The following is a 21,115-nucleotide window of genomic DNA, read 5'->3' as shown; positions in this document are numbered from 1 at the left end:
TAATCACTGCGCATGCCTGAAAATTCTTTTACGTTTCAACAGCTGAATGAGTGGCGGAAACATACCATGGTAGAGCACCTGGGCATTGAGTTTACAGAAATTGGTGCTGATTATTTGTGCGGAAAAATGCCTGTGGATCATCGCACCCATCAGCCTATGGGCCTCCTGCATGGCGGGGCTTCTGTGGCACTGGCAGAAACACTGGCCAGCATTGGCGCGGCCATGCAGGTAGATCTAACAAAAAAAGCCTGTGTGGGTTTAGAGATAAACGCCAACCACTTGCGCAGTGTGCAGAGCGGCTGGGTATGGGGTCGGGCGCAAGCCCTGCACATTGGCCGCAGCACGCAGGTCTGGGAAACAAAGATCACCACCGAAGCAGGCGACCTGGTTTGTGTCAGCCGGATGACGGTAGCGGTGATCGATAAAAAATAAGATAAGGAGCTTACAAAGGCATGGCCTTGGAAACTATAAACAGGGTTGGCACAACCCATACCTATACAGTACAAGATATTTTTAAAACAGCTGTAGCAGGCCAGTATGCTGTGGCGGCATGGCGCCTGCCCCATACTTCGGCGGTGCAGCTGTGTGTTTCGCTGCAGCAGCACCTGCAAACCGGCCAGCCGATCCTGGAAGACAGTCCTTTTGGATTTCTCTTTTGTCCGTTTCAGGCTATTGCTCAGCAGCAGCTGTTTATCAAAGCCGATGTGTATGCCGACCTGGCCTCGGGAGAGCTGATAGCAGCACCCGATGCCCCCACTGCTGCCCTGGAACAGTTTTATACTTTGCTGGCGCAGCCGGTAACCGCCACCTGGCACCCGCCGCACACTTCAGACAAACAGGCACAGCAGCAGACGGACACCAGTTTCACAGCAGTAGTAGCAACGGCTGTGGAGGCGATGCAAGCCGGCATTATGGAGAAAGTAGTGCTGTCGCGAAACAAACGGGTGCCCCTGCCTGATGGATTCGACGCAACCGGCGCTTTTGAAGAATTGTTGGCGGCCTATCCGCGTGCCTTTGTATCGCTGGTGTCGGTGCCGGGCGTAGGTACCTGGTTGGGCGCCTCGCCCGAAGTGCTGGTAAGTATAGACAACGATCTTGTGTTTCGTACTATGGCGCTGGCGGGCACACAACCTGCCGCCAATGCCCGCTGCGTAGAAAAGGCCAAGTGGCGCCAGAAAGAAATAGAAGAGCAGGCGATGGTGGAGCGCTATATCCTGAGTTGCTTTAAGCGCCTGCGCCTGCGCGATTATTCCGAAGTAGGCCCCCGCACCGTGCTTGCCGGTAACCTGATGCACCTGCGCACCGATTTTAAGGTCGATTTGAAAGAAGTGGATTTCCCGACGCTAGGCTCCGAGATGCTGCAGCTCCTGCACCCCACTTCGGCCATCTGCGGCTTACCAAAAGAACCCGCTTTAGCATTTATACTTGCCCACGAAGGCTACAACCGCAGTTACTACAGCGGCTACCTGGGGCCGGTGAACAGCGCCTCCGGCACCTACCTGTATGTGAACCTGCGGTGCATGCAACTGCTGGCCTACGAAGCCATGCTGTATGCTGGCGCAGGCATCACAGCCGAATCAGACCCGCAAAAAGAGTGGCTTGAAACAGAGCAAAAGATGGAGACAATGGGTAAGGTTTTAAATTTTGAATGATTGAATAACTGAATGATTGAATAATACTCGACCTTATCTAACTATTCTATCCATATTGTGATCAAGTATAGTTTGCTTTCTGAAACTATACTTCTCCTCCCTCATAACGAAATATTATTCTTTTGCGGGATTCCCCTTTAAGGAGGGGCTAGGAGTGGGTTAATTGCAGCCTTAATTAAAAGTCTGTTATTCAGTTCTTCAAAATTAGCTTTCTCATGATCATCCAACCAGTTGTAAATATTGCTGAGATCTGCGCCCGTAAAGGTGTACAAAATGTAGTGTTGTCGCCAGGGTCTCGCTGCGCTCCACTCACCATCGCTTTTGCGCGGCACCCGCAGCTGAAGGTGCGCACGGTAAGCGATGAACGTGCCGCCGCCTTCATCGCCCTGGGCATGGCCGCCACTACCGGTAAGCCGACCGTACTGGTCTGCACCTCCGGCACGGCTGCGCTGAATTATGCACCTGCTGTGGCCGAAGCATACTTTCAACAGGTGCCCCTGCTCGTGCTCACGGCCGATCGTCCGCCCGAATGGATCGATCAGCTCGACGGCCAGACAGTCCGACAGCAAAACGTGTATGGGCAGCATGTAAAACAGAGTTATACGTTTCCAGTAGATTTTTCGCATCCGGATGCCCGCTGGTTTGGTGAACGGATCGTTTCGGAGGCGCTGAACACAGCTACTTGTTTTCCGGCAGGCCCGGTACATCTCAACATCCCTTTACGCGAGCCCTTCTACCCTGCTCCCGATGAAACGCTTGTGTTTGATACACAGGTAAAGATCATAGAGGAGGAAGCAAATACTTATGACCTGCATCAGCAGCAGAAGGAGGAACTGCAAGTGGCTTTCGGCAAGTATAAACGGGTGCTTATAGTAGCAGGTCAGGACACGTATGATGCTTCGCTGCTGCAAAGCGTGCAGCAGTTTGCCGAGACCACCGGAGCCGTACTGGTCGGTGATATCATCAGCAATGTACAGCAGAGTCCGGTGGCTGTGCGTTACCAGGATGTTTTTTTACCGGCACTTTCAGAGACAGCACTGGCACAGCTTCAGCCTGATCTGCTTGTGACGTTCGGCAAATCCATTATCTCTAAAACGCTGAAGTTATACTTGCGCAAGTATAAACCTGAAGCAAACTGGCACGTGCAACCGGCCGGTGCTGTGGCTGATACGTTTCAGACGCTTACAAAAATTATCCGCTGCACGCCCGAAAGCTTTTTTGGTAGTTTTGAAACTGATAATTCTGTAGAAGCAACCTTTACAGACGCCTGGCGCGAGGCAAATACCAAAGCAGGCGACTTTTTAACCCAGTATACTTCGGAGGCGGATTATAGTGAACTGGCCGTGGTAGCGCGCGTATTGCGGCAGTTGCCCGACCGGAGTAACCTGCAACTGGCCAACAGTATGTCGGTGCGCTATGCGAACATCGTGGCACTGCAACCCGATCAGCATGTGCGGGTATTTGCTAACCGTGGCACGAGCGGCATTGATGGCTGCACCAGCACTGCGGTTGGTTGCGCGTTAACCAGTTCTGAAATCACTACGCTGCTTACAGGCGACCTCGCCTTCTTTTACGATCGCAATGCGCTGTGGCACAATTACGCGCTGCCGAACCTACGCATCGTGCTGCTCAACAACCATGCAGGCGGTATTTTCAGACTTATCGACGGACCTAAACAGCAACAGGAACTGGAACCCTACTTTGAAACCAAGCAGGCGCTGGATGCCCGGAATACGTCCCGTGATTTTGGCTTCAACTACACAGCCGTGCATACGTTAGCCGACCTGGATCAGGCGTTGCCTGCCTTTTTCAGCCCCGAAACCGGCGCTGGTATCCTGGAGGTCTTCACCGACTCGAAGGAGAATGCCGCGGCCTTTGCGAAGTATAAACAAGCCGCAAAACTATAGTTAGGAAAAGTGAATTCGGAGCGTAAACCAACAGCCGGCTTATACTTACATGTACAAGTATAAGCCGGCTGTTGGTTTGATAAGCCCCCCTCTTGCATCTGACATGAAGGACTATAGCAAGTTTTGCCGGTATTCATAGCCCCTTCCGGTTCATACTCGTTTATAACTATATAGCTTGTTTCACTTGAATAAAAATGCTATGACTGTTTCACATCAATTTCATCACACAGAGCGCATCAACAGCGCGAATAATCCTATCTGGATGGATTGCCTTCGTGTGGCGCTTGGATTGTTTCTCTTCATCAAAGGCATTCTCTTTCTGGAACATACCAGCGATGTCTTCTACTATTTCAGCCAGCATCAGGAGCTTATCGGCGCCCATAGAGCATCACTGCTCACCAGTGTCGTGCATATTATTGGCGGCCTGATGATTGCCTTTGGCGCTTTAACACGGCTATCTGTGCTGTGCCAGATCCCAATTGTGCTGGGTGCGATTATGGTTGTCAATATGCGGCATGTTGTTCAGCTCGGCAACACAGAGCTTATTCTTTCAATCGTAGTGCTGGCGCTGCTCGTATTTTTTATGATCGTGGGACCGGGACGTTATTCGGTGGATAACAAGATCTTCCGGCAAAAAACACCTCCCCCATCCCAAGAATAACATTGGAACTACTGTACACAAGAGAGGCCTGCGATGCAGCCTAATCCTGCTGCATCGCAGGCCTCTTCCTTCAGGAAAATCAACGGAAAGGTTAATTTTCCTGCTACAGCTTTTGCTCCTAAAATACTCCTGTTCTTTCATGGCCGGTTTATAGACTTAATCGTTTAATATACTATGTACCAATCGTTTAACTTAATTCAAAAGCCATGAATTTATCACACGACATGCACCGTGCAGAGCGCTGGGCTGATTCACATCACCCCTTGTGGCTCGACTTTATTCGCATTGGCCTTGGCTTATTCATTCTGGGAAAAGGCATCTTGTTCATCAGCCATACCCAGGCGCTGCTTCACATTCTGGATAACAGCCAGTTTCCGTGGGTATCGCTGGGGCTGGTGCATTATGTAGCGATGGTGCACCTGGCGGGTGGTGTGCTGATCGCTTTTGGCTTGCTGACCCGGGTGGCGATCCTGTTCCAGTTGCCGATCCTCCTCGGTGCTGTGATCTTCGTGAATGCAGAGCGGGGCTTTTATGTAGAGAATTCGGAGTTGTGGCTATCGCTACTGGTGTTGGGCCTGCTGGTGTTTTTCCTGCTTTTTGGTTCCGGCCGCTTTTCCGCAGATTATGCGCTCCGCAAGGATTACAAGCCACAGGAGATGTAATCCTGACGCATTAAAAGCACTACTGATGACAAAAAGCAACAGGAGCTACTTAGCGTTAAGTTAGTACCTGCTGCGTATACAAGTATAGCTTGTACTGGTGTTGAGCTTAAAAGCAACAAATGAATTTAGACTATGGCAGCAATGTTGTACTTTTACAGCAGATGCTGCCGTCGCTTTGTTTGAACTACAATTTTAAATCGAAAGCAAGTATAACCGGGCTAGCTCCTGGCTGATAGAAGCGGCATAGCGAAGCTAAGTATAAACTACTCGGTGTGCAGCAACTACTAGCGAGGGCAACCTGCTATACTTCCTGTATAGCAGAATTCCTGAAGCGGAATTATAGTTTATCGTATAGGAGCGGAGCAGGTGAAGAAGTACTTTGCCTGCTTCGTTTTTTTCCGGCTGCTTCTACCTTCGATTCGTAGACTATCCGGTAGCAGCGGCACCAGCTACTGCTGCAGGTACTGGTAAATGCTAAACAACACCTGTTAAATGACAGAAAAATACCTCCTCCTGAACGGCAAAAAATTCTATTACGACGAAATTGCCACCTATTCTTTCCGCAACAGCATTCCGATAAACGGCTATGAGAGCAAAACCCTGGAGTTCTGCCGTAACTGGCTGAACGGCGTGCAGGAATTCCCGGTTCAGACCTCCGGCTCCACCGGCATCCCCAAGTCCATCAGCCTGACACGTGAACAACTTGAAGCCAGCGCCCGTCGTACCATCGGTTTGCTGCACCTGCAGGCTGGCGACCAGGTGCTGGTATGCCTCAACACCGAATACATTGCAGGCATGATGATGCTGGTCCGTAGCTTTGTAGCCGACATGCAGCTGAATATACAGGAGCCATCCGGTAATCCGCTGGCACAGTTGCCCGACAATGTTGCTGTTGATTTTGCCTCTTTTGTGCCGCTGCAGTTGCAAAATATGCTGCACGAAACACCGGATGCGCTTCACCGTCTGAGCCGGATGAAAGGCATACTAGTAGGTGGAGCGCCCGTTAGTCCTGGTCTCCAACAAGCGCTACAGCAGGTGCAGGCGCCTGTATACCTGACCTATGGCATGACGGAGACTGCCTCGCATGTGGCTGTTCGCCGCCTGAACGGCCCAGAAGCTACTGACGAGTACCAGGTGTTTGAAGGCATTGAAATTGGAACAGATAGCCGCAACTGCCTCACCATTAAAGGTGATATTACCAAGCAGGAACTCCTGACTACTAACGACGTGGTAGAGCTGCTCTCGCCCGACCGCTTCCGGTGGATTGGCCGGGCCGATAATACGATTAACAGCGGTGGCGTGAAGGTACAGGTTGAGAAAGTGGAGCTGGCCGTTGCCACTGCGCTGCTGGATTGGGAGCATGCCCCCCGCTTCTTTATCGCGCCGCAACCGGACCAACGGCTCGGCCAGCGAGTGGTACTGGTGCTGGAAGGGGCGCCACTCGATAAAAAGAAAGCGGCAGCATTGCTGCAGCGCATTGCTGAAAACCTGCCAAAGTATGAGCAGCCCCAGGCACTTTACTTCAGCCCTGCTTTTGCAGAAACGGCTACAGGCAAGCTCTTGCGCCAGCAAACGCTGGAAAAGCTTGGCCTATCTGCCCGATAAAGCATTCTGGTAATGGCAGCACACCTTACCCGTTTAAGTATACATCAACACAAACGTAAATGCGCGTTATACTTACGACAGCCTGTAGTCTGGTCTGCTGCTGATGGCACTGCTCTATAGTTGTACCAATGGCCTCTTTGGGTCAAAAGCGCCAGTGAAACTGCAGCAGGCCTGGGCCACAGACAACGTTTTGCGCGCGCCGGAATCGGCCCTGCACGACCCGCAGCGCGATGTAATTTATGTGTCTACTATCAACAAAGCTTCTTCGAAAGACCACAAAGATGAAGATAGCTTCATTACAAAACTCACACCGGATGGCAAAGTAGAAGAACTGTACTGGGTCAGTGGTTTGAACGATCCGCGGGGGCTCGCCCTGTACAATAGTGTACTGTATGTAGCAGATATAAACGAAGTTGTGGCTATTGCTACCCAAACTGGAGCCATATTAAGGCGCTATCAGGCAGATAAAGCTGAAAAGCTGAATGATATAACGGCAGATAACACAGGAAACATCTATGTGACCGATACGGATGGCAAGCGCATTTACCAGCCGCATAATGGCCGCATGACAACCTGGATGACTAGGACGGCAGGAGAAAACCCCAACGGCATTTACTATGATGGCACACGGTTATTACTAGCTTTCAAGAGCAATGGCGAGATCAAGTCGTTAAACGCGGAAAGCAGCAAATTCTCTGACTGGACCAACGGCATAGGTGCAGCAGACGGCATCACAAAAACACCTGACGGCAACTACCTGGTGTCAAATTGGGAGGGCGAAGTGTTTCTTGTAAATCCTGAAGGCAAGAAGTGGCGCGTACTGGACACAAAAGATCAGAAAATAAACGCTGCCGACATCAACTATGCCGACAGGCTCCATGTGCTGCTGGCTCCTACTTTTAATGATAATCGCGCAGTAGCCTATACCGTATCCGACTGAATGCACAGCTTGCCGGTAAAGTTGCTCTCTGTACATTTTTCCGGTAAACCTGTAAAGGAGCAGCTGTTTGGCCCCAAATATGTATTAACAGAGACAACTAACAAAAGCTAGAGGAGAAGATTATGAAGATGAAGAACAAGTATACCACTGCCCTGCTTGCTGTTTTAATGCCTGCTTCCCTGTTGATCTCCCCTGCCCCAGCGCAGGCCTATACCGGCCCGGCACCTGTGCAGGAGAAGCATCCAACTCCGGCGCAGCTTCTGCGCAGCATGGACGAAAGCAACAGAGAAACTTTATCCGGCATCCACCTGCATCCGGCTAAAAAAGGGACATTTCAGTTGGATTTTAGCCAGCCACTAAAGGAAAACGGCCTTCTGAAAATTACAAATAGCACTGGCAAACAGATCTACCAGAAACCGTTAAACATAGCAGAGCGCAAAAATGCCTGGCGCTACAATGTCGGTAAGTTACGGCCTGACATCTATCTTATAGAAGTCTTGACGAGCAATACTACCTATTGGACAAAGTTCAGGGTAAAATAAAGCACTTTACACTTTCTTGTGCAACAGGCTCCTTTCACTATAACGAAGGGAGCCTGTTGTGTATTTGCCTGCCAGCTATACTCAGGCTTTCGTCCAGGCTTGTACTACCTGGTACAGCAGACTAGCTCCCAGCTTGGCAGTGCGGTGATCAATGTCATGTGCCGGGTTGAGTTCGGCAATATCTATACTTAGCAGCTTTCCGCTTTGCGCCATTTGTTTGAGGAGGGGCAGCACGACTTCCGGAGAGAGGCCTAAGGCATTAACGGCACTTACGCCGGGTGCGCAGCTGGCAGTAAATACATCCAGATCGATGGTGACATATACATGATCTACCTCCGCCAGAAAATCCTGTAGTTCCTCTATAAAAAGCGGTAGCTTGTTCTGTTGCATGTCCTCGGCCAGCGCATACTGCACCCCCAGTTGGTCGGCTGTCTGGAAAAGAATGCGCGTGTTGGCATGCTCCTGAATACCCAGGCAATTGTAAATAAAAGGAGTAACATGTGCGTGCTGCCGCGTAGCAATCTGCAGAAAAGGTGTGCCGGAGCTTGCCTGCTTGTCATAGCTCCGCAAGTCAAAGTGAGCATCAAAGTTCAGGATACCGAGGCGCTGCGATGCTGTTGCCTGCTCCAGCCCGAGAAAATGCCCGAAGGCTATCTCATGGCCGCCGCCAAGCACCAGCGGCCGGTATCCTTGCTGCAGCAATAAAGCCACTTTTTTCCCCAACTGCGCCTGCGCCTCCTCCAGGTTTTGGTTGGTGCAAAGCACATCGCCCGCATCTAAAAGCGAAGCATACTCGGGCAGATGGTACGCAAAAGAGGCCATGGCACTACGTAATGCTGCCGGCCCGGCCGCAGCTCCTACCCTGCCTTGGTTGCGCCGCACGCCTTCATCGCAGCAAAAGCCCAGAAAAGCAAACGCCACATGCTCTGCCTTTACCAGGGGCACCTCTTGTGACAGGTCCAGCAACTGCACTACCTGGTGCCACCGCAGCCCCAGAGGACCATCCTGGGCATCTGTTCGTCCTTTCCAGGCTTCTTTGGTTGTAGGCTTATACATAGGCTGGATATGAGGCTGCAGATGTGTTGCCTGCTACACGGGTTCCGTTTTTCCAAATAATGCCGGGTTTCAGTTTACCTTGGAAGTATAAAATATCCTGGTAATTACCTGTTGGGAAAGCGATCATGTCAGCCAGTTTTCCTTTAGCAAGTACGCCACGATCCGTCAGGTTAAGCGCACGAGCCGCCCGTATGGTAATGGCAGCCAGCGTCTCGGCGATCGTGAGCTTTTCAGCAGCACCCATTATTGCTGCCTGCAACAGCAGGTCGCCCATTGGTGCAGAGCCAGGGTTCCAGTCGGTGGCAATGGCCAGGCACAGGCCGCCGTCCAGCAGCTTACGAGCCGGCGCATACGGCATGCCCAGGCCCAGCGAGGCACCCGGCAGCACAGTGGCTACCATGTCCGCCTCCTGCATAAGGACAATCTCCGGGGCACCACTTGCCTCCAGATGATCGGCGCTAAGAGCGCCTGCCTCTACCGCCACGCGGCTGCCCCCAGTGCTGAACTGATCGGCATGGACGGTTGCTTCCAAGCCAAGTCCTCTTGCTGCCAGCAGGTAGTCGATGGCTTCCTCGTCTGAAAAGGCGGTTTCTTCAACAAAAATATCTACCCGTTTGGCCAGGTTCTGCTCCAGTACCTGCGGCAGCAGCTCATTTAACACATAACGCAGGTATACTTTGGTATCGGAGAATTCCGGGGGCAGCATATGCGCGGCGAGGCAGGTCGGTACCAAGTCCAGGGCGTGATGCTTGTTGACTAGTTGTATGCACTCCAGCATTTTAAGCTCTTCCTCCACTGTCAGGCCGTAGCCGCTTTTGACTTCACAGGTGGTTACGCCTTCGGCCAAATGGCGGTCACATCGTTGCTTTAACAAGGTCACCAACTCCACCACAGAGGCATCGCGTGTTTTGCGGACACTGTCTAAAATGCCACCGCCACTGCGGGCAATCTCCAGGTATGATTTCCCGGCCACGCGCAGGGCGTAATCATTAGCGCGGGATCCCGCAAAGCACATATGGGTATGAGCATCAATAAAGCCAGGCAGGAGCACCATCGGCAGCTCTATTTTCTCCAGTTGATATTCCTGCTCTGTTGCCTCCTGCAGCAGCTCGGCGTAGGCGCCGACCTTGGCTATTTTCTCCCCTAGTACCAACACACCAGCCTGTGCCAGCACCTGCAGTTGGGTGTCAGCAAGTGGCCCAGCCACGGGCAAATGAGCCATCGGCAGCACCTGGCTGAAAGGGCCGATCAGGGTATAGGATTTACCTGTTGATTCCATGGCCTTAAACTCTTGCTATGCTTAAATGCTACTGTTATACTTTGCTTTACTCCACCTGTAGGATATACTTGCCGCTGCCACCAGATGCTCAGAGCTCCAGTATACCATACTTTGACCTTTACAGTTCCAGACCAAATTTCCGGGCATTCTCCTGCGCTGTTTCATAACCGGCATCCGCATGGCGGAAAATGCCGGTGGCCGGATCGTTATAGAGTACGCGGCGCAGGCAGCGTTCGGCACGGTCTGTGCCATCAGCCAAGATCACCATACCGGCATGTTGTGAATAACCAATGCCAACGCCCCCCCCGTGGTGAAAGGACACCCAGGTAGCGCCACCGGCTGTGTTTGCCATCAGGTTCAGCAGCGGCCAGTCGGAGATAGCGTCGGAGCCATCTTTCATCCCTTCTGTCTCCCGGTACGGCGAAGCAACAGAGCCGCAGTCGAGGTGATCGCGACCTATAACAATGGGCGCTTTTACTTTGCCCTCGCGCACCAACTGATTAAACAGCAAGCCAGCTTTTTCACGTTCGCCCATACCCAGCCAGCAGATGCGGCAGGGCAATCCCTGAAAGGCCACTTTCTCCTGCGCCTGATTCAGCCAGTTGATCATGTGCGTGTTCTCCGGGAACAGCTTTTTCAGTGCTTCGTCTGTCACCCGGATATCTTCCGGATCACCAGACAGCGCTGCCCAACGGAAAGGTCCTTTGCCTTCGCAGAACAGTGGGCGTATGTACTCGGGCACAAAGCCGGGAATATCGAACGCCTGGTGCTCCCCGCCCTGCTGCCCAAACTCGCGCAGGTTGTTGCCATAGTCAAAGGTTTTACTGCCCCGCTGCTGCAGTTCCAGCATAAAACCTACGTGGCGGGCCATACTTTCTAACGATCGTGCCTTGTAAGCAGCAGGGTCCGTGATTCGGAGTTCCTTTGCTTCTTTCAAGGTCAGGCCATTGGGTACATACCCGTTCAGGGGATCATGGGCAGAGGTCTGGTCGGTGAGGATGTCAGGAGTAATGTTGTCCTGTAACAGGCGCTCCAGCACATCGCCAATATCGCCTACAAGCCCCACGGAAATAGCCGCGCCTTTTTCTTTTGCCTCCAGCACCCACGCTTTCGCCTCTTCATAATCATACGTCATTTTATCAATGTAGCGGGTTTCCAGGCGCTTTTTAATGCGCTCCGGATCTACATCTACTCCCAGAAAAGTAGCCCCAGCCATAGTGGCGGCCAGCGGCTGTGCGCCGCCCATACCACCCAAACCACCTGTTACAAGCAGTTTCTGGCGCAGGTCGCCCTGGAAATATTTCTCCCCACAGGCGATAAAGGTTTCATATGTACCCTGCAGGATACCCTGCGAGCCGATATAGATCCAGCTACCCGCCGTCATTTGCCCATACATGATCAGGCCACGCTTCCGGAGGTCGTTAAAGTACTCCCAGGTAGCCCAGTGTGGCACCAGGTTGCTGTTGGCGATCAGCACACGCGGAGCTTCCGGGTGCGTCCGCACTTTGCCAACCGGCTTGCCCGACTGCACCAGCAGGCTCTCGTCCTCCTCCAACTCCAGCAGCACTTCAATTATTTTACGGGCATCTTCCGGTGTGCGGGCTGCTTGCCCTGTACCGCCATATACCACCAGGTCAGCCGGAGCTTCCGCTACTTCATCGGTCAGGTTATTTAAAAACATGCGCAAGGCTGCTTCTGCCTGCCAGTTTTTGGCATGCAGTTCCGGTCCGCGCGGCGGGGTATAAACAGGATGCAGGGCATACGTGCGGATGAATTCTTCGGCGGTAAGCCGGGCTTTGGAGGCGGGTGCAGATGCAGTGGTCGTATTCATAGTTTATCAGATCAGGATGGTTCTACTCAAGTATCCGAAAATTTATTCAAAAAGTATAGCGAAACAAGTATAAATTGGCGCCAGCAAGACCTGTTAAGCTATAAACTATGTCTGTTCCGCCCCTTTCAGCGCTATCTTCCATCTTTGGCAACATAGATGTCTACCTGTTCGATCAACTTTTGAAAGGACGCATCAGGCCGGGAATGAAAGTGCTGGATGCCGGTTGCGGCGGAGGCCGGAACAGCAACTACCTGATGCAGGCGGGTATAAATGTTTATGGCGTGGATGCCTCCGCTGAAGCGATTGAAGCCATAACGCAGGTGGCACAACAGGTGGCGCCGCAGCTACCCGCCAGCCAGTTTATACTTGCCGATCTGGCCGCTCTTCCGTTTGCAGATGCCTCGTTTGATGCTGTTATCTGCAGCGCCGTGTTGCACTTTGCCCACCACGAAGCTCATTTTAGAAGTATGGCAACAGAGCTCTGGCGGGTGCTGAAGCCGGGAGGTATGCTTTTTTGCCGCCTGAGTACTACTATCGGCATGGCCGATACCCTCCCGCAGGTAAGTGTTGGATTATACCAAATGCCACATGGCGCAGTTTGGTTTCTGGCAGATGAAGCCCTGCTGCTGCAACTGGAATACGAATTTGGCGCGGCACGACTCGACCCGCTGAAGAGTACGCTGGTAGAGCACCAGCGAAGTATGACCACCTGGGTACTGCAGAAAATAAAGCCTTGATTTTTAAATTGCCTTCTGCCACCAACAACAGGTATCAGACAGTTTTCAAGTATGATCAGCCTTTCAGCTCTTAGAAACGGTGAAATAAAAAGTCCCGACAAATACTTTTGCCGGGACTTTTACTTCCTGTGAAATCCTTAAAGCCTACTCTGCTACTAACTGCACCTGTGAGGCAGGTAGTCCCTCGCTCGTTGCTTTCAGTGTGATCGCTCCTGGCTTGCTGCCTGCTTTTACAATCACCAGGCATCTGCCTTTCCAGGCATTTCGCTTCGGCAATTGATGGCTTTCGAGGCTCATCGGATTCGCATTGCCAACTCCTACGATGGTAGCATCTCCTGTTACGTCAAAATGAACCAGGTTTGTAGCATTGGGATCTGTATGCCCGTTGTCATCCTGAAGTTCCACTGTGATGTATGACAGGTCTTGTCCATTCGCTTTCAAGTGGGTGCGGTCTGCTGCTAAATTCATTTTTGCCGGCTTGCCAGCCGTATACAGAGCGGCAGTTTTCACTTTTTTGCGGCCTTTATACCCTACTGCTTTTAACTCACCGGCCTGGTACGGAACAGCCCAGGTAGCCAAATACTTTGTTGACCTATTAGTCGATTTCTTTCCTAGTGATTTCTTGTTCAAAAACAGCTCCACAGCATCGCAGGAGGAGTAGACATTTACCTCCAGCGGCTTATTTTCCTGTCCGCTCCAGTTCCACTCAGGTACCACGTCATACCAGTTCCATTTAGACCAGGAGGCAATCTCCGGATTCTCTTCAAAGGATGGCTGCGGTGGCTTCACAAAAACAGAAAGCTGATCCGGCATCCACAAGGCATTGCGGTAGTAGGACTGCGGGCGCTTCCAGCCGCATACATCAATATCGCCGCAGAAAGCAAGGTTCCAGGGATAAAAATTGCTGCTTTGTGGGTAGCCCAGCCAGCCGATACTCGCCTCTCCTATGTAATCAAAAGCGGTCCAAACAAAATCACCAATCACATAAGGATGATCCACCACATCTGTCCAGGCACTAAACGCCTCCAGCGGATAAGATTCGGTGCCCACCATGATCCGTTCGGGAACACGCTGGTGATCCAACTCATAGATGTTTCTTTTCATATGATCCCCGCCGTTTGCATAGTTATAACCGGCCACATCCAATACTTTAAAAAAAGGATCTTTATCTTCTCGCAGGTCGTTTACGGCGGCCGTCACAGCACGGGTAGGATCTAATTCCTTCACATAATCACGCAGCATCAGGGCTGTTTTAACGCCGGCAGGAGTTGCCCGTTCCGGTATTTCGTTGCCAATGCTCCACAGGATAATGCTCGGATGATTCCGGTCGCGGGTCACCATACTTGCCACATCTCGCTTCCACCAATCCTGGAAGTATAAATGATAGTCGTACGGGTTCTTCCCCACATTCCACATGTCAGCAAATTCATCGATCACCAGGATGCCTAAACGGTCGCAGGCTTCTAAAAAGGCCGGGCTGGGCGGGTTATGCGAGCAACGAAGGGCATTATAGCCGCTGGCTTTCAACAGCTCCACTTTTCTTTCTTCAGCGCGGTCGTAAGCTTTGGCTCCCAACGGGCCATTGTCGTGATGAAAGCAGCCCCCTTTTAGTTTCACCGTTTTGCCATTCAGCTGAAAGCCGCTCTGCGCATCAAACGTTACTTGCCGGATACCGAATGTGCTCGTCTCGCTGTTAAGGAGCTTGCCGTCCTGGTATACTTCTGTCACCGCTTTGTATAGCGCCGGTGTTTCAAGCGACCACAGCTGCGGTTGCTTCACCATACTTTGTTCCGTGAGTTCCTGGCTTCCTTGCGCTGCTAGTGTGATGTTAGAGGAAGTTCTGCCCACTTCCTTTCCAGCGGGGCTAAGAAGTTTGGTTAGCACGTTGATGCTAGCCGGCTGATCTGATTCGTTCACTACATTTGTTTTGATTTGGACAGTAGCAGCACGCGTGCTGATTTCAGGTGTGGAGATAAAAACGCCCCAAGGCGCCACATGCACCGGGTTCACTGTTTTGAGCCACACATGGCGGTAAATACCCGAGCCGGAATACCAGCGGCTGTTCGCTCCCTCATCTTTTACCTGCACCGCTATTACGTTCTTCTCATTAGGCTTCAGCTGTTTTGTAACGTCATAGTAAAAGCTGGTGTAGCCATACGGATGGTTGCCCAGGTGCTGCCCGTTTACCCATACATCGGCATTCATGTAAACGCCATCGAACTGGAGGAGCACGTGCTGGTCCTTAGCCGCTGCCGGAAGGGTAAAGGTTTTACGGTACCAACCTGTGCCCCCAGTAGTAAAACCTCCGCTTACCTGGCTGATCGCATCAGGAGCAAACGGCGAATTAGAACCCGGCAGGTCTTCGATGCTCCAGTCATGTGGCAGGTCCAGTTGCCGCCATTTCCCATCATCATAGCCTGGCTGTTCAGCTCCCTGTGCGCCGCCCCGGTGAAAGCGCCAATTTGCATCAAATAACATCGGTTCGTTTTGAGCCATTACCCGGAAGGAAACCATGAGGAGAAAACTTAGGAGTACCTTTTTATACATGTTGCGCTAAGATTAAGACATGGTTGAATATATTTCCTTTGCTTTAGAAAGAAAGCACAAGCTTATACTTGTCAGAAAGACAATTAAATATAAACAGGAAATCTCTAATGTGAAATTTTATTTTGCATGAAGAACATTGCGCTTTCGTCCACCGGCAGCACAACAGTTAGGTTTGTTGGTGCTTGACTCTTTATCTAAAAGAACCCGAAGTGCCGCTGCTCCCAGCAGCATCGGCAGAATGGCAGCAGTAATGAGTGCAATGCTGAGAAAAGAAGCTTTATACTTGCTGTTTCAATCCAGTTATACTTTGGCAGCCGCGCCTCGTTTCTGATAACAGCAGTTTTTATACTTCTCACCACTTCCGCAGGGACAAGGCTCGTTTCGGCCCACACGCTTGCCGTAAGGGTTCAGCAGTTTCCCGAAGTTTATCCTGAAACGTTTGCGTGGGCTCTGGTGAAAGATCTGCGTCAGCAGTTCATATAATTTAGGGTGCTTTTCAGCCGGTTGGCCCGGCTTTTCGAAGAAGTACTCCGTCACGACGGCAAAGAACTCTGCCTCGGAGGTAGCGCCATAGCTGTTGATGTCAGAATCGCCTTTGTTGATACCTTTAATTTTGCGCAGCATCAGTTCCTGCCAGGGCCGCACCAGGTCTTCCGGTAAATAGGCTTTGGGAATGCCGTCAATCTCGCCATCTGCCTGGTCCAGCATGTGTGCAAACTCATGAATGCCTACATTTTTACGGTCCTGCATGTCGTTGAAGCCACGCTCCAGCGCGGGTTTGGAAAGCGTTACATAATGATCGTTCTGGAAAGGATTCACCCGCCCCAGCACCTCCGAAACCACTTCTTTCTTCTCGTTCTTAAACTTTTTTATACTTCCCGGAAAGACCAGCACTTCGCCCAGGTTCTGATACTCCCAATCGGGGAAGCCGAAGATGGGAATAATAGCACTTGCGCCAACCAGCACCTTTGTAAGATCATCTACCTCTGTCTGGATGCCGGTAATGCGCTTCTCAGCCAGGAACAACTGCAGCATATGCTCAAAGCGCTTTTTACCCGCCTCATCCAGCGTATGGTAAAAGCCCACCCGGTCTGTCAGAATTTTTCGCCACTCCGCCGGAAACGCCTGCCTGCCCACCTGCTGCCGTCGGCGCTCTTTGCGCGTAGCCCATCTGTAAAATGCCAGGCACAGCCCCGCTACCAATCCAATAAAAAAGAGGTATCCCATCGCCACCTTAAACGGCCAAACGTAGGGAAAGATGCTTTCTCCTGCCCATCCGTTGGAGCAAATCTTCTTCACAACCTTGTGTTACCGGAACGCCCTCACTGCTTTGTGAGGTGCTTAACAAGGCTCCATGCCGCCATAAAACGGTAAGGGATAGACGAAAGTATAAGAGCTTCTAGTTATATACTTTAACTGATTATACCTAAAGCTTGCACAACTGCTGTTTCTGTGAAATCCTGTAGCAGAAACTTACAACAAATCCTATATTGTATGCGTTTGTTTAGTAAATTCGGCTTCATTTTCGGATATCCCTCATGAAATATTTGCTAAAGTATAGCCTCGCCCTGCTAGCCCCGGTGTTGCTGTTCAGCGCCTGTCGCAAAGAACCCAACTACCCGGATACGCCTGAGATTGAGTTCAGGCGCGTAGAACAGACTACCGAACTAAATAATGGCATTCAGCACGACGACCTGACACTTGTGATCGGCTACAAAGATGGGGATGGCAACCTGGGTCTTTCCAAAACAGACTCTTCCTCTGGAGATTTTGATCCACCTTTTGACGTAAAGTCGCCTTACTTCAACAACTTCTTTGCTGACCTGCAGGTGAAGCGCGGCAATACCTATGTTCCCTATTTCGAAAATACGGCGCTAAACTTCAATGGCCGTTTCCCTCGGCTCTCCGCTGACGGCCGCACAGAAGCGCTGGAAGGCGAAATCAGGTATACGATCTCCAGCTTTTATTCTGATGTGTTTGATGCCAACGATACTATCCGCTTTGAGATCTATATTTATGATCGGAGCCTGAACAAGAGTAACATCGTTTATACCAATGATATCGTGCTGTTCTCCGGCCCTGCAAAACCTTAGTTTCTTTTATACTTGATGTGGCTCTAAATTTAGTAGATGAGCGGGTAAAGTTCTGGGTTAGCCTCATGCAGAATCTCATAAACAGACTCAAAAACATCCTCCACGTTTGGTTTTGAGAAGTAATCCCCATCAGAAGAATACGCCGGGCGGTGTGGCTGGGCAGACAGGCATTGTGGCTTTGAGTCGAGCCAGCGGTAGGCTCCCTGCACGTCAATAACCTGCTGCATCATAAAGGCGGTGGCACCTCCCGGCACGTCTTCATCAGCAAACAACACGCGGTTGGTTTTACGGATTGAGTCCGTGATCAGGTGCTCCAGGTCAAAAGGCAGCAAGGTTTGCACGTCCATTACCTCTGCCGAAATGCCAAATTCCTCTAGTTGCCGGGCCGCCTCCATCACAATGCGGCACATGGACCCATAGGTCACGATTGTGATATCGGTACCTTCCTTCAGCACGTCCGGCCGCCCAAGGGGCAAGGTATACTCGCCAATATTGCTGGGAAGCTGCTCTTTCAGGCGATAGCCGTTCAGGCACTCGATCACAAGTGCCGGCTCATCGCCTTTCAACAAAGTATTATAAAATCCGGCGGCCCTGGTCATATCCCGGGGTACAAGCACATGCATGCCTCGTAAAGCATTGATGACCATTCCAATAGGAGAACCCGAATGCCAGATGCCTTCGAGGCGGTGCCCACGGGTACGCACGATCAACGGAGCTTTCTGTCCGCCTTTGGTACGGTACTGCAGGCAAGCCAGGTCATCCGATAAAATTTGGATGGCATACAGCAGATAATCCAGGTACTGTATCTCGGCAATAGGGCGCAGACCGCGCAAAGCGGCTCCTATACCCTGGCCGATAATCGTACACTCGCGTATGCCTGTGTCTGTTACCCTTAGCTCGCCATACTTCTCCTGCAGCCCGGCAAAGGCCTGGTTCACGTCGCCGATGCGGCCCACGTCTTCTCCGATGGCAAAAACGCGCGGGTCGCGGGACAGCATGGCATCAAAGCAGGCCTGCAGCACCTCACGTCCATCTATAAGCGGCGCATTTTCATCAAATTCAGGCTTTACTTCCTCCACTTGCAACACAGAATCCTCCGACTGGCTGTACAAATAAGAGTTAAACCGTTCGGCATTCTCTCCTTGCGTCTGCTCCAGCCAGCCAATCAGTTCGCGCTTGGCTTCACTTCGTTCCTCCCGCACATAGCGTAGGGCCTTCCGCACAGTTCTGACAGCATCGCTGCGGATTGGGTTTACCGTTTTCCGCAGTTCCTCGGTGATAGTGGCTAGTTTGGTAATCTGGTCGCTGCTATTTGCCAGTTTGTCCAGAAGCCGCAATGCTTCTTCCTGGTCCGTTTTAATTTCAGTGGTGAACTCGTTCCAGGCAGCACTGCGGGCTAAACGTACGGTTTCGCGGGCTTCCGCCTCCATCACATCCAGTTGTACGGCAGTAGCCAGGCCACTCTCCAGTAGCCATTCTCGCATCTTTTTAAGGCAGTCATATTCGCCCTCCCACTCCAGGCGTTCTTTCGATTTATAGCGTTCATGCGAGCCAGACGTGGAGTGCCCCTGTGGCTGTGTCAGCTCTTCTACATGCACCAGCACCGGCACATGCTGCTCCCGGCAAACGCGTGCGGCAGCTTCATATGTCTCGCAGAGGGCAATGTAGTCCCAGCCTTTTACTTTGAAAATTTCATAGCCTTGTTCTTCCTCCCCATTCCGCTGAAAGCCTGCCAGTATCTCCGAAATGCTGCCTTTTGTCGTCTGGTATTCCGCAGGTACTGAAATGCCATAGCCATCATCCCACACAGAAACCAACATTGGGATCTGCAGTACGCCGGCCGCGTTAATCGCTTCAAAAAACACACCTTCTGAGGTAGAAGCATTGCCGATGGTGCCAAAAGCAACCTCATTGCCATTCACAGAAAAGTTTGTCATACTTTGCAGGCCTGGGTTCTGGCGGTAAAGCTTGGAAGCATAAGCCAGTCCCACAAGGCGTGGCATCTGCCCGGCTGTCGGCGAAATATCGGCACTGGAGTTTTTCTGCCGGGCAAGGTCTTTCCATTGGCCTTCCTCATCGAGCAGGCGGGTACCAAAGTGGCCGTTCATCGAGCGACCGGCAGTAGAAGGATCGGCTGTGACAGCTGGATGCGCATAAAGTTGTGCAAAATACTGTTGCAGGGTCAATTCCCCAATGGCAAACATAAAGGTCTGGTCGCGGTAGTAGCCGGAACGGAAGTCGCCGGGCTGGAAGAACTTGGCCATGGCTAGCTGTGCTACCTCTTTGCCATCGCCGAAAATACCGAATTTTGCCTTGCCCATAAACACCTCTTTCCGGCCTGCCAAACTTGCCTGCCGGCTCTCCCACCCGATTCTGTAATCATTCAGGATGTCTTCGGTCGTTATTTTTTGAGTGATAGATGCTTCAGCAGTTTGCATGTTTTCTCAGTATAGTCGAAAGGAATGTTTTACAGCCAAAAGTAGGCATAATTACCCTTAATTCAAATTCAGTGCCCTTTCAAGCCTCTCTTAGTATTCAGCAGTAAGTGTCATTTTGACGAAAGATTGTCTATCTTTGTTGTCACTGGTGCTTGCAAACAGTTCTTAAATTAACTTATTTGCTTTTTTCTTGTTTATGAAAACAAAGCTTTGCCTTTTGGCGTTTTTGTGCCTGATTTTTGCTGATTATACGGTTAAGGCACAAGGTGTGCTGGAGTATGAGTATGATATGCACGATTTCGGAACTGTTGCCGAAGGAACGCAGGCTACCTTTGTTTTCAGAATACGAAATAATGGCGATAAGCCCGTGGTAATATCCAATGTGCAGGCATCCTGTGGTTGCACCACACCTGATTGGACCAAAACTCCCCTGCAACCGGGTAAGATCGGCTTTATCAGGACTATCTATAACAGCACAGGCCGACCGGGCCCGTTTAATAAATCTGTTACTGTAACCTCGAATGCTGCCACGCCTACACATGTTTTGTACATAAAAGGCACTGTAGAACCCGTTGATAAAAAAACAAATTATACTCCGGAACAAAAAAGTTTGTCGCCGCGTTTGGCAGTTGGAAGTACAAGTTATAGCTTTGGAGAACTTGAAAAAGGACAAAAAGCAGTAGCTACGTTCCGCATCATGAATGCAGGTCGGCAGGACCTGATTGTACGTGGAATCCAATCAGCCTGCAACTGCGTAAGTTACCGTGTTTCTGAGCCGGCAATAAAAGCAGGACAAACAGCAACTTTGGAACTAACCTACATTCCTGCCGTGTTAAAGGAGCAAAACGAACAGGTAAAGGTTTTTTCAAATGATATAGTGATGCCTAACCTCCGGCTAACGTTAAAAGCGAATGTGGTGGAGGCAAAAGCACCTTAAAATATAGAAAGGAAGGCCCACAGGCCGTTTCTTTCAGACAGTTTTTTTCATAGTTTTATTTTGTACTAATGGCAGTGATTTTATCGCTGCCTTTTTTCATTTTATACCTTCTGCTTTAGCGGCTGCAACGGTTGATTGTTGCACTACTTTAACGGCCTTCCGCCCGTGGGGTTTACTTTAAATTTGCCTTCTGGCTTTCAGCTTTTATTTCAGGTTAGTTATAGTATC

General features: G+C 51.0%; 17 protein-coding genes. 11 read left to right on the top strand and 6 right to left on the bottom strand.

Features of this window, described 5'->3' with window-relative positions:
- The first annotated feature begins 12 nt into the window (after positions 1 to 12).
- The 8 genes from ABDW72_RS11115 to ABDW72_RS11080 all read left to right on the top strand — a co-directional run bounded on the left by ABDW72_RS11115 (position 13) and on the right by ABDW72_RS11080 (position 7,969).
- The gene (locus ABDW72_RS11115; protein ID WP_347158635.1) at positions 13 to 432 is read left to right on the top strand and encodes a hotdog fold thioesterase; all 420 of its coding nucleotides are present in this window, start codon (positions 13 to 15) and stop codon (positions 430 to 432) included.
- Between the two features lie 20 nt (positions 433 to 452).
- Positions 453 to 1,652: a chorismate-binding protein gene (locus ABDW72_RS11110; RefSeq protein WP_347158634.1), complete on the top strand. Its 1,200-nt coding sequence runs from the start codon at positions 453 to 455 to the stop codon at positions 1,650 to 1,652.
- A gap of 215 nt (positions 1,653 to 1,867) precedes the next feature.
- Positions 1,868 to 3,559 (top strand): 2-succinyl-5-enolpyruvyl-6-hydroxy-3-cyclohexene-1-carboxylic-acid synthase, encoded by a 1,692-nt coding sequence (menD, locus tag ABDW72_RS11105; protein ID WP_347158633.1) that lies wholly within the window; start codon positions 1,868 to 1,870, stop codon positions 3,557 to 3,559.
- 199 nt (positions 3,560 to 3,758) lie between these two features.
- A complete protein-coding gene (locus ABDW72_RS11100; RefSeq protein ID WP_347158632.1) occupies positions 3,759 to 4,220 on the top strand; it encodes a DoxX family protein in 462 nt (153 codons plus the stop codon).
- A 206-nt stretch (positions 4,221 to 4,426) separates the two neighbouring features.
- On the top strand, positions 4,427 to 4,882 hold the full coding sequence (locus ABDW72_RS11095; RefSeq protein ID WP_347158631.1) for a DoxX family protein: 456 nt from the start codon (positions 4,427 to 4,429) through the stop codon (positions 4,880 to 4,882).
- Between the two features lie 492 nt (positions 4,883 to 5,374).
- Positions 5,375 to 6,487 (top strand): AMP-binding protein, encoded by a 1,113-nt coding sequence (locus ABDW72_RS11090; protein ID WP_347158630.1) that lies wholly within the window; start codon positions 5,375 to 5,377, stop codon positions 6,485 to 6,487.
- Positions 6,488 to 6,590: 103 nt separating this feature from the next.
- Complete coding sequence (locus ABDW72_RS11085) at positions 6,591 to 7,427, top strand: SMP-30/gluconolactonase/LRE family protein (RefSeq protein ID WP_347158629.1); 837 nt, start codon at positions 6,591 to 6,593, stop codon at positions 7,425 to 7,427.
- Between the two features lie 122 nt (positions 7,428 to 7,549).
- The gene (locus ABDW72_RS11080; protein WP_347158628.1) at positions 7,550 to 7,969 is read left to right on the top strand and encodes a T9SS type A sorting domain-containing protein; all 420 of its coding nucleotides are present in this window, start codon (positions 7,550 to 7,552) and stop codon (positions 7,967 to 7,969) included.
- A gap of 81 nt (positions 7,970 to 8,050) precedes the next feature.
- Here ABDW72_RS11080 and hutG read toward each other — a convergent pair whose 3' ends face one another.
- From hutG to hutU, 3 genes are all read right to left on the bottom strand, one after another.
- A complete protein-coding gene (gene hutG / locus ABDW72_RS11075) occupies positions 8,051 to 9,025 on the bottom strand; it encodes a formimidoylglutamase (RefSeq protein WP_347158627.1) in 975 nt (324 codons plus the stop codon).
- Positions 9,018 to 10,304, bottom strand: coding sequence for an imidazolonepropionase (gene hutI / locus ABDW72_RS11070; RefSeq protein ID WP_347158626.1), 1,287 nt, complete (start codon positions 10,302 to 10,304; stop codon positions 9,018 to 9,020). The genes hutG and hutI overlap by 8 nt, the downstream gene beginning before the upstream one ends.
- 118 nt (positions 10,305 to 10,422) lie before the next feature.
- Positions 10,423 to 12,135: a urocanate hydratase gene (gene hutU, locus ABDW72_RS11065; protein ID WP_347158625.1), complete on the bottom strand. Its 1,713-nt coding sequence runs from the start codon at positions 12,133 to 12,135 to the stop codon at positions 10,423 to 10,425.
- 107 nt (positions 12,136 to 12,242) lie between these two features.
- On the opposite strand from hutU, the gene ABDW72_RS11060 reads away from it, so the two are divergent.
- Positions 12,243 to 12,872, top strand: coding sequence for a class I SAM-dependent methyltransferase (locus ABDW72_RS11060; RefSeq protein WP_347158624.1), 630 nt, complete (start codon positions 12,243 to 12,245; stop codon positions 12,870 to 12,872).
- A 144-nt stretch (positions 12,873 to 13,016) separates the two neighbouring features.
- Here ABDW72_RS11060 and ABDW72_RS11055 read toward each other — a convergent pair whose 3' ends face one another.
- Both ABDW72_RS11055 and ABDW72_RS11050 read right to left on the bottom strand, forming a co-directional pair.
- Entirely contained in the window at positions 13,017 to 15,419 is a 2,403-nt protein-coding gene (locus ABDW72_RS11055; protein WP_347158623.1) for a glycoside hydrolase family 2 TIM barrel-domain containing protein, read from the bottom strand.
- Between the two features lie 300 nt (positions 15,420 to 15,719).
- Positions 15,720 to 16,718: a zinc-dependent peptidase gene (locus tag ABDW72_RS11050; RefSeq protein ID WP_347158622.1), complete on the bottom strand. Its 999-nt coding sequence runs from the start codon at positions 16,716 to 16,718 to the stop codon at positions 15,720 to 15,722.
- A gap of 239 nt (positions 16,719 to 16,957) precedes the next feature.
- Here ABDW72_RS11050 and ABDW72_RS11045 point away from each other — a divergent pair, with 239 nt between their 5' ends.
- Positions 16,958 to 17,512 carry a hypothetical protein gene (locus tag ABDW72_RS11045; RefSeq protein ID WP_347158621.1) on the top strand — a complete coding sequence of 185 codons (555 nt, stop codon included), beginning with the start codon at positions 16,958 to 16,960 and terminating at the stop codon, positions 17,510 to 17,512.
- A 29-nt stretch (positions 17,513 to 17,541) separates the two neighbouring features.
- Here ABDW72_RS11045 and ABDW72_RS11040 read toward each other — a convergent pair whose 3' ends face one another.
- Positions 17,542 to 19,950, bottom strand: coding sequence for an alpha-ketoacid dehydrogenase subunit alpha/beta (locus ABDW72_RS11040; RefSeq protein WP_347158620.1), 2,409 nt, complete (start codon positions 19,948 to 19,950; stop codon positions 17,542 to 17,544).
- 196 nt (positions 19,951 to 20,146) lie between these two features.
- On the opposite strand from ABDW72_RS11040, the gene ABDW72_RS11035 reads away from it, so the two are divergent.
- Positions 20,147 to 20,887 (top strand): DUF1573 domain-containing protein, encoded by a 741-nt coding sequence (locus ABDW72_RS11035; protein WP_347158619.1) that lies wholly within the window; start codon positions 20,147 to 20,149, stop codon positions 20,885 to 20,887.
- The last annotated feature ends 228 nt before the right edge of the window (positions 20,888 to 21,115 follow it).

The organism is Pontibacter chitinilyticus (genome assembly GCF_039748935.1).
GTDB classification, from domain to species: domain Bacteria; phylum Bacteroidota; class Bacteroidia; order Cytophagales; family Hymenobacteraceae; genus Pontibacter; species Pontibacter chitinilyticus.
This window is presented reverse-complemented; position numbering and strand designations above follow the sequence as displayed.

Excerpts from the sequence above, each read along its gene's own strand:
- ABDW72_RS11080 (WP_347158628.1), top strand. The coding sequence starts at position 7,550 with ATGAAGATGAAGAACAAGTATACCACTGCCCTGCTTGCTGTTTTAATG.
- hutU (WP_347158625.1), bottom strand. The coding sequence starts at position 12,135 with ATGAATACGACCACTGCATCTGCACCCGCCTCCAAAGCCCGGCTTACC.
- ABDW72_RS11100 (WP_347158632.1), top strand. The coding sequence starts at position 3,759 with ATGACTGTTTCACATCAATTTCATCACACAGAGCGCATCAACAGCGCG.
- ABDW72_RS11040 (WP_347158620.1), bottom strand. The coding sequence starts at position 19,950 with ATGCAAACTGCTGAAGCATCTATCACTCAAAAAATAACGACCGAAGAC.
- ABDW72_RS11090 (WP_347158630.1), top strand. The coding sequence starts at position 5,375 with ATGACAGAAAAATACCTCCTCCTGAACGGCAAAAAATTCTATTACGAC.
- ABDW72_RS11115 (WP_347158635.1), top strand. The coding sequence starts at position 13 with ATGCCTGAAAATTCTTTTACGTTTCAACAGCTGAATGAGTGGCGGAAA.
- hutI (WP_347158626.1), bottom strand. The coding sequence starts at position 10,304 with ATGGAATCAACAGGTAAATCCTATACCCTGATCGGCCCTTTCAGCCAG.
- ABDW72_RS11055 (WP_347158623.1), bottom strand. The coding sequence starts at position 15,419 with ATGTATAAAAAGGTACTCCTAAGTTTTCTCCTCATGGTTTCCTTCCGG.
- ABDW72_RS11045 (WP_347158621.1), top strand. The coding sequence starts at position 16,958 with ATGAAATATTTGCTAAAGTATAGCCTCGCCCTGCTAGCCCCGGTGTTG.
- ABDW72_RS11095 (WP_347158631.1), top strand. The coding sequence starts at position 4,427 with ATGAATTTATCACACGACATGCACCGTGCAGAGCGCTGGGCTGATTCA.
- ABDW72_RS11110 (WP_347158634.1), top strand. The coding sequence starts at position 453 with ATGGCCTTGGAAACTATAAACAGGGTTGGCACAACCCATACCTATACA.
- menD (WP_347158633.1), top strand. The coding sequence starts at position 1,868 with ATGATCATCCAACCAGTTGTAAATATTGCTGAGATCTGCGCCCGTAAA.
- ABDW72_RS11035 (WP_347158619.1), top strand. The coding sequence starts at position 20,147 with ATGAAAACAAAGCTTTGCCTTTTGGCGTTTTTGTGCCTGATTTTTGCT.
- ABDW72_RS11060 (WP_347158624.1), top strand. The coding sequence starts at position 12,243 with ATGTCTGTTCCGCCCCTTTCAGCGCTATCTTCCATCTTTGGCAACATA.
- hutG (WP_347158627.1), bottom strand. The coding sequence starts at position 9,025 with ATGTATAAGCCTACAACCAAAGAAGCCTGGAAAGGACGAACAGATGCC.
- ABDW72_RS11085 (WP_347158629.1), top strand. The coding sequence starts at position 6,591 with ATGGCACTGCTCTATAGTTGTACCAATGGCCTCTTTGGGTCAAAAGCG.